The following is a 280-nucleotide window of genomic DNA, read 5'->3' on the forward strand; positions in this document are numbered from 1 at the left end:
GTTTATGCATGGCAATCACCACCTGCGTGCTCATCCTGAGCAGTTGGTAGAAGGCGCTAAGACTATCGTTAGCGTGCGTATGGACTATTTGACTGAAACGCCTAAACCGCGCACCGTTGAAGATGACGATCGCCCAAACCACGGTATCATTGCGCGCTATGCTCGCGGGCGCGACTATCACAAGACCATGCGCAGTCGCCTCAAACAACTGGCTTTGAGGATAGAAGCGATGCTGCCAGAATGGCAGCAACTAGCTATTGGAGACGATATTGGTGCAAAT

At 51.8% G+C, this 280-nt stretch carries 1 protein-coding gene; it reads left to right on the forward strand.

Translation table 11 applies throughout. The features are described from left to right. Positions 1-280, forward strand: a 280-nt coding sequence (locus tag AAEY88_RS13095; protein WP_350563082.1) for a QueG-associated DUF1730 domain-containing protein, incomplete at both ends; no start/stop codon positions are given.

Source organism: Psychrobacter sp. CAL346-MNA-CIBAN-0220 (assembly GCF_040309805.1).
GTDB lineage: Bacteria > Pseudomonadota > Gammaproteobacteria > Pseudomonadales > Moraxellaceae > Psychrobacter.